This is a genomic window from Streptomyces hainanensis, from assembly GCF_004348415.1.
GTDB lineage: Bacteria > Actinomycetota > Actinomycetes > Streptomycetales > Streptomycetaceae > Streptomyces > Streptomyces hainanensis.
Genome location: NZ_SMKI01000518.1, coordinates 1 through 4,968, shown reverse-complemented (window position 1 = coordinate 4,968; position 4,968 = coordinate 1). Strand labels below are relative to the sequence as shown.

Below are 4,968 nucleotides of genomic sequence, written 5' to 3'. Positions count from 1 at the left end.
CCCTTCTCCCGGGCCCCTTCTCCCGGCCCCCCTTCTCCCGGCCGGCGTCGGTAGGTTGACGGCATGAGCGCCGACGACACGCCGCCCGGGGGTGGCGGCCCCCGGGGGCGGCGGCCCCGGGGCCACCCGGATCACGGTGGACCGGACCAGCGTCGCCGCGGGCGACGACGCCCTCCCGCACGCCCGGACCCTCGACCTGCCGGCCGACACCGCACTGGCCGCCGTCGTCGCCGATCTGGTGGCCCGGCACTTCCTGGCCACGATCGCCGGCGGCCGGGCCACCTGGATCCTGACGGGCGCCGGCCGCCCGCTGGCCGTCGTCGCCCAGCAGTGGGCCGAGCCCCGCTACCTCGTCGACCCGACGCTGCCGATCGGCTCGTTGGCGGCGGACGGGCGGGGCGTCACGCTGCTGTTCCGGTACTGGAAGCAGCACGACCCCGATCTCGTCTTCACCGAACTCGCCGCCGGCCGGGAGCCCCGTCGTTGAGGCCTACGCCACGCCCGGCTCCGCCCCGAAGTAGACCACCTGCTCCCTGGCGGCCCGCAGCCCCTCGTACGTGGTGGTGAACAGCTCGAAGTAGTCGCGCAGCGAGGCGCCCGACGTCTCGGTGCGGCCGGGCACGGGGCGTTCGAACTGGTAGCCGACGCCGCCGGTGAAGGCGCGCCAGCCGAGCATCTCGCGGCTGGTGGCGTCGTCCACGATGCGGAAGGTCTCGCCGGTGCCGAAGTCGAGACCGTAGAGGTTGGCGGCCGGGAAGTGCGGGATGTTCTGGAGCGTGTACGAGCGGCCCGGGGTGGTGCCGCCGGTCTCCGAGACGACGCCGGGCGGGCCGATGTCCTGCTGTGCCGGGTTCCGGAACGACTCCAGGGGCTTCTTGTCGCCGTAGTAGCCGTCGATGTCGGTGTAGTCGCTCTGCCGGTCCTTGACGCCGCCGAAGAGCTTGTTCTGCACCAGGGCCGCCAGCCAGGCCAGGAGGCTGATCAGGATCAGGACAAGGATCGCGATGACGGCCCCGGCCGCGGCTCCGATGCCGGCGCCGATCGGTCCGGCGACCGCCCCGCCCACGACCGCGCCGATGCCGGCGCCGCCGATGGCGAACACCGGGAGCGCCGCGCCGATGCCGGCCCAGAACTCGCTGTCGCCCGGGTCGTAGGTGGCGACGCCGGCGCCGCCCTCGGCGATGGTGTCGTAGCTGACCTGGTTCTCCAGGCCCTGGACGGCCAACAGGTTGGCGAAGACCACCGGATGCAGCCCGTCCGGGCTGACGGCCCCCGTGTCGTCCACGAGCGTCACCGCGGGGTGGTCGAGCGGGATCACGGTGGCGGTGGTGGGGCTGGTGCTGAGGAAGAGCAGCCCGCTCAGCCGCTCGGCCCGGCGGGCCCTCAGGGCGGGCCCGCCGCCACAGCCGTTGCCGCAGCCGTACTCGTCGGTCGGGAAGCGGTCCAGCAGCAGGCCGACGGCGAGGTGGTGGAACTCCCGGTTGGTGCCACCGCCGTCGCCCTCGCGCCGGGCGCCGTCGTCCGCCGGGTAGAAGGCGTGGTACAGGAACATCAGCGGCTCGCCGCCGTTGCGCGGGAAGGCCACCTCGCGCAGCGGGTCCAGGTGGATCCGGTTGTTGCGCAGCTCGGCGAAGCGCCCGCCGCGGGCCGCCGTGGCCGCGTAGTGCCGGTTCGACCGGGAGGCCGCCTCGGGCGACTTGACCTCGGAGAACAGCGTGGGCGTCAGCCGGCCGGGCGTGAGCCGGGCGTCGCTGGCCGGCAGGTTGAGGTGCCCGGCGGTGAGCGGCGAGTCGGGGTAGGGCGGCACCCCGGCGTCGATGCCGATGGTGGCGGTGAACGGCCGCCGACCGCCCTCCGGAACGTCCTCGGGGGCGGGCCCCTGCCAGGCGTCCGGGTTGTCGAAGAGCACCCCGAACGTGTCCCGCCCGACGGGGCGGGAGCCCTCCTCGGTGTGGAGCCGGCCGCGCAGCACGCCGTCGTCGAAGCCGAGATAGCGGGCGATGTCGACTGGCCAGTACGTCTGGCTGTCGGGGTGCCGCACGACGGGCGCGCAGCGCTCGGCCACCGCCACGAACTCCTCGGCGCTCTCCCGGTCGTCGGCGGCGAGCAGGCCGAAGAGCTCGGCGAGGGTGGTCTCCAGGACGTGGCGGAAGCGCTCCAGCTGCTCCCGCCGCCCCGGATCGGTGGTGCCTTCGATGCGGGCGGCGAGGGCGGTCGTGGTGGGGATGCGGACGAAGCCGGCCGGGGTGGCGGGCACGATGAACCGGCCCTCCGCGTCGAACAGTTCGGCCGGTTCGGTGAGGCCGACGAAGTCCGGGTCGGTGGTCAGGATCTCGAAGAACCGCTCGATGAGGTAGGTGCGGACGGTGTCCAGCCTGCTCATGACGTCTTCCCCCGCTCGTGGTGGTGATGGTGGTGCTGATCGCAGTGGATGTGGACGTGCGTCCCCCGGTGACCGCGCTCCCGCTCACCGCCGCCACCGCCGCCGCCGGGGCCACAGCCGCAGCCGGGACCACAGCCGCAGCCGGGACCGCCGGGGCCGCCGGGGCCCTGCCCGTCACGGCCGCACCAGCGCTCCAGCCACTCCACCAGCCAGTCGTACGCGCCCGGGTCGCCGCCGGGGAACACGAGCGGGAAGGAGCTGACGCACCAGTCGGGGTGGGCGCGCCGGATCTCCTCCCAGCGGTCCGGGGACAGCGGATCGGCCGCGAGCAGCCGCAGCGCCTCCCAGCCGAACGCCTGCTCGGCCGCCGCGTTGCCCGCGCACGCCGTCGTCAGGTAGCGCTGCGACAGCCTGGCCAGCGCGGGGTCCTTCAGCAGATCGGTGCCGGCCTGCTCGTGGCGCTGGGTCAGCTCGGCGATCTCGACGGCGATCGGCATGAGCGCGTCCAACGTGGCGGCCGGGTCGGCGGCCTGGCCCACGACGACGCCCGACAGCCGCTTCACGGCGGCCACGACGGCGGCACCGTAGCCCCGGAGCGCCTGCTGCTCGGCGCCGGTCAACTCCCGGCGCAGCGCGGCGTCCCACCGCTCCAGCCGGCTGGTGCCGTCCGTGCCGGCGCAGAGCAGCTTGACGAGGTTGGTGACCAGCTCCTCGCGCTCGTCGAGCGTGTCCACCCAGACCGGGCCGATCAGCCCGCGGAAGGTGTAGCGGGCGTCGCCGCCCGGCCAGTAGCCGACGCGGATGCCCTTCTCCGCGACCGGCCGGATCGGCAGCCCGGCGGTGACCCGGGCGCCGAGCAACTGGCCGTCGACGCTGAGGGTGAGCACCTGCCCGGCGTCGTACAGCAGCTCGGCGAGGTGCCACTGCCCGGCCCGCAGCCGCCCGACGCCGCTGGACAGGCCCCACCACTCGGGCGAGCCATCGTTGATGGTGCCGGACAGCACCCCGCCCGGCTCGGTGAAGAGGGCGAACGAGCCGTCCCCCTCGACCAGGTTGAGCCGGCGGGAGGCCAGGACGTCCTCGGCCCTGAAGTACGCCCGCACCCGGAGCCCCCGCCACCCGGCGAACTCGGGCCGCGGGCCGGCCACGATCTTGGACTCCGGATGGTCGTACCGCACGGCGGTGGCGATCCCCTCCACCGGCCGATCCACCCACCGATCCGCCGCGGGCAGTTCCACCCGCCCATGAAACCCGTGCCCGGTCTCGTCCAGCGCGGCGTGATTGACGAAGTCGTAGTGCAGCAGCGGCATCCATGACATGTGGCAGCCCCCCTTGTCACCACATCCCCCGGGCGCGACTCGACCCGTGATTACCAGCACTATGCGCTCCGGCAGACGTCGACATGCCGGTAGCGGCGGAGCGCCAAAGCGCGTGATGGGGCGTGCGGGCGGAGGGCTACGCGGGGTCGGCGTCCAGGAACGCGCGCATCTCGCCGGCGAGGCGCCGCATGTCCTCCCCCGGGGCGTGTTCGGTCGTCGCCTCGAAGTGCCAGTCGTCATCGGGGAAGGGGGCGTGCAGGCCCCAGGTGAGTCGGACGCGCGAGCCGGCGTGCACGGCCGAGAGCGTCAGGTCGCGTTCGAGGGAGCGCCAGTTCCTGGCCCCGTTCCAGCCGCGGAAGTCCTCCGCCAGCTCGGCCAGGAAGCCGTCGAGACCGTCACCGCGCCAGGTCCGCACCGTGACCTCGACACACGCCGCGTCGCAGCGCGCGGTCACGAGGAAGTCGCGCATCGGGTCGTGCGGGATCTCGGGGAAGGATCGCGCCAACTGGTGGAAGCGCAACACCATGTCCCGCGGTCCCTTTCCGCCGACGCGCACGGCGGGTTCCCTCTCCTCTTCCTCCCCCATGGCCCGCAGCGTAGCGAATCGGCGGACGGCCCCCGGCCCCCGCCGCGGCCGTCGACGGGGGCCGGAAGCAGTCATCGGGCGCGGCATCAGAACACGAACGGGCCGGGCGACTGCGGTGAGGTCGCGGTGCAGTTGACCGTGATGAAGCCGAGGACCGCGAACTCCAGGGACCCCGCCTCCAGCACGTCGCCCCCGGCCACCGTCCCGCTCAGCGGGCCGGTCGTCACGCCGTCGCCGCCATGCCGTCCTGGGTGGCCACCAGCCGCGCCTCCCCGGAGCCGTAGCTGCCGCAGTCGGCCGTGCAAGGACGGGCTGACGTTCCATCAGCCCCTGTGGCACTCATTGACTCGCGGGTAGGGAGGGAACGCAAGAGCGGTACCCGTGATTTCTACGCGCGAGTGAGTTCGGCGGCCGGGAGCGGCCGCGACGCGGCGACCGGCGGTGGGTTCGTCCGCCGGTCGCCGGTCGAGCCCCGGTCGGGGCGGTGCGTCAGAACGGGGTGAGCGTCAGGGTGAGGGAACTGGGCGCGTTGTCCTGGATGTAGGAGGCGAAGCCGGCCACGTCGTCGAAGGCGAAGGCGTAGGCGCGGCCGTCGGCGCTGACCTCGTGGAGGACGCGGGCGTAGTGGTGGGCCGGGTCGGCGCGGTAGAAGTCGGCGGGGTTGGTGGTGGGTTGGCTGG

5 protein-coding genes and 1 pseudogene are annotated in these 4,968 nt (G+C 73.8%); 1 reads left to right on the top strand and 5 read right to left on the bottom strand.

The annotated features are described in order from the left end of the window. Nucleotides 1-136 precede the first annotated feature (136 nt). Entirely contained in the window at nucleotides 137-487 is a 351-nt protein-coding gene (locus E1283_RS31545) for a hypothetical protein (RefSeq protein WP_132821591.1), read from the top strand. A gap of 3 nt (nucleotides 488-490) precedes the next feature. On the opposite strand, the gene E1283_RS31540 is transcribed toward E1283_RS31545, so the two are convergent. The 5 genes and pseudogenes from E1283_RS31540 to E1283_RS31520 form a co-directional block, all read right to left on the bottom strand. Then, on the bottom strand, nucleotides 491-2,383 hold the full coding sequence (locus E1283_RS31540; protein ID WP_132821590.1) for a hypothetical protein: 1,893 nt from the start codon (nucleotides 2,381-2,383) through the stop codon (nucleotides 491-493). Next, nucleotides 2,380-3,702 (bottom strand): hypothetical protein, encoded by a 1,323-nt coding sequence (locus E1283_RS31535; RefSeq protein WP_132821589.1) that lies wholly within the window; start codon nucleotides 3,700-3,702, stop codon nucleotides 2,380-2,382. Before E1283_RS31535 ends, E1283_RS31540 begins: the two co-directional genes overlap by 4 nt. 136 nt (nucleotides 3,703-3,838) lie before the next feature. Next, a complete protein-coding gene (locus tag E1283_RS31530; RefSeq protein WP_243745239.1) occupies nucleotides 3,839-4,288 on the bottom strand; it encodes a DUF6228 family protein in 450 nt (149 codons plus the stop codon). 86 nt (nucleotides 4,289-4,374) lie between these two features. Beyond that, a pseudogene (locus E1283_RS31525) lies at nucleotides 4,375-4,631 on the bottom strand (hypothetical protein). Nucleotides 4,632-4,777: 146 nt separating this feature from the next. Next, on the bottom strand, nucleotides 4,778-4,968 hold a 191-nt coding region (locus tag E1283_RS31520), incomplete at its 5' end, for a beta-1,3-glucanase family protein (protein ID WP_243745238.1).

Bases quoted from the DNA above. Each gene is read 5' to 3' on its own strand.
- E1283_RS31540 (WP_132821590.1), bottom strand. From the start codon at position 2,383: ATGAGCAGGCTGGACACCGTCCGCACCTACCTCATCGAGCGGTTCTTC.
- E1283_RS31530 (WP_243745239.1), bottom strand. From the start codon at position 4,288: ATGGGGGAGGAAGAGGAGAGGGAACCCGCCGTGCGCGTCGGCGGAAAG.
- E1283_RS31535 (WP_132821589.1), bottom strand. From the start codon at position 3,702: ATGTCATGGATGCCGCTGCTGCACTACGACTTCGTCAATCACGCCGCG.